This is a genomic window from Arthrobacter sp. H41 (genome assembly GCF_000520535.1).
Taxonomy (GTDB): domain Bacteria; phylum Actinomycetota; class Actinomycetes; order Actinomycetales; family Micrococcaceae; genus Arthrobacter_D.
Genome location: NZ_KI914819.1, coordinates 16,641 through 18,697 on the forward strand (window position 1 = coordinate 16,641; position 2,057 = coordinate 18,697).

The following is a 2,057-nucleotide window of genomic DNA, read 5'->3' on the forward strand; positions in this document are numbered from 1 at the left end:
GTGCGGGATCGACGACGACGGCGACCGACGGGTGGTTCTTCGCCGCGGACCGGACCATCGCCGGCCCGCCGATGTCGATCTGCTCGACGACGTCGTCCTGCCCGGCCCCCGACTGTACGGTCTGGACGAACGGGTACAGGTTGACGACCACGAGGTCGAAGGGCTCGATGCCCAGTTCGGTGAGTTGGTCGACGTGTTCCTGCCGGCGTCGGTCGGCGAGGATCCCGGCGTGGACCTTCGGGTGCAGGGTCTTGACGCGCCCGTCGAGGCACTCCTGGAAGCCCGTGACCTCGGCGACCTCGGTGACCGGCACCCCGACTGCGGCGATGCGCTGCGCGGTGGATCCGGTGGATACGATCGCCACTCCGGCACGATTCAGTCCCAGTGCCAGCTCCTCCAGTCCCGTCTTGTCGAACACCGAGATCAGTGCTCGTCGGATGGGAACGCGGTCAAGGTGGGTCAGGGACACGCAAATCTCCGTCTGGTCTTCGGGATGGGGCCGTCCCAAGTCTATAGCGGCTCGAATCGAGTGCGCACAAAGAACGGGTTCCGGGCTGGGCAGCGGTCATTGCTGCGCACTGGATGACATCCCGGCCGCGAAGAACACTGCCGGTAAAATCAGGGGACGGTACAGTGTTCCAGGCATCGAGCCCGTCCAGGAAGGCAACGTGAGCACGCACACCGAACTACCCACCGGCGATCAGGTGGTCCAGGACCTTCCGTGGCGCTGGCGCGTCCAGGGCAGGATCTTCCTCATCGGCGGCCTCGGCTTCATGTTCGATGCCTGGGACGTCACCCTCAACGGGTACCTGATTCCCCTGCTGTCGGACCACTGGGATCTGACCCGGGGTGAAGCCGCCTGGGTGGGAACCGCGAACCTCATCGGCATGGCGGTGGGGGCGTTCGCCTGGGGGTCCATCGCGGACATCATCGGCCGGAAGACGGCGTTCACCGCTACCCTGCTGATCTTCTCGATCTTCACCGTGCTCGGCGCGTTCTCGCCTGACTTCGTCTGGTTCTGCGCCTTCCGGTTCCTGGCCGGCTTCGGCCTGGGCGGTTGCATCCCCGTCGACTACGCGCTGGTGGGCGAGTTCACGCCGCGGAAGCACCGGGGCCGGGTCCTCACGGCGATGGATGCGTGGTGGCCCATCGGGGCGTTCCTCTGCGGCATCGTCACCACGCTGCTGGTGGCCCGGTTCGACTGGCGGGCCGCCATGCTAGTGATGGTGATTCCCGCGCTGCTGGTGTTCTGGGTGCGGCGCTCGGTCCCGGAATCCCCCCTGTACCTCGTGCAGCGCGGACGCACCCGGGAGGCCGAAGCGGTCATCAACGACCTCATCGACCGGACCGGCGGAACGCGGACCGCATGGCGGTTGCCCGAGCCCGGCGAGGTCCCCAAGCTTTCCATCGGCAGCATGTCCGGGCAGTTGACCGGGTTGTGGCGGTTCAACTGGCGGATCACGCTCACGGCCTGGAGCCTGTTCTTCTCCATCCTGCTCGTGTACTACGGCGCCCTGACGTGGATGCCGAAGATCCTCATCGACTCGGGCTACCCCCAGTCCGTGGCGTTCCTCACCACGGCGGTGACCACGGGCATGGGCCTCTTCGGCGTCATCGCCGCGGCCCTGCTGGTGGAGCGGGTGGGACGCAAGTGGATCCTCGCGGTCTCGGGTCCGCTGTCCGCCGTCGTGCTGGTGGTCTTCGCGCTCACCCTCGATCTGCCGGTGGTGGCCACGGCGTGGCTGCTCGTCTTCAACTTCACCATCCAGGTGGCCATCCCCGTGCTGTACACCTACGTCTCCGAGCTGTATCCGACCGAGCTGCGGGGCAGCGGATTCGGATGGGCGTCAACGGTGTCCCGAGTGGGGGCGGGACTCGTGCCGCTGATCTTCGGAGCGCTGCTGTGGCCCTACCTCGGGCTGCCGCTGACCTTCGCGATCACGGGGTTCCTCGTCCTCCTGGCGGTGCTGTTCATGGCGAGGAACGCACCGGAGACCAAGGGAGCCAAGCTGCCCTAGTTGTACTGACCTACGCTGCAGGAACGACTCCCGCGCCGG

At 66.8% G+C, this 2,057-nt stretch carries 1 protein-coding gene and 1 pseudogene; one reads left to right on the forward strand and one right to left on the reverse strand.

Translation table 11 applies throughout. From position 1 onward, the window contains the following. Nucleotides 1–469: pseudogene (gene purH, locus Y705_RS19890) on the reverse strand (bifunctional phosphoribosylaminoimidazolecarboxamide formyltransferase/IMP cyclohydrolase); the annotation flags it as partial. A 199-nt stretch (nucleotides 470–668) separates the two neighbouring features. Between purH and Y705_RS0113030 the strand changes: the two are divergent. After that, a complete protein-coding gene (locus Y705_RS0113030; protein ID WP_026533173.1) occupies nucleotides 669–2,018 on the forward strand; it encodes an MFS transporter in 1,350 nt (449 codons plus the stop codon). Nucleotides 2,019–2,057: the final 39 nt, after the last annotated feature.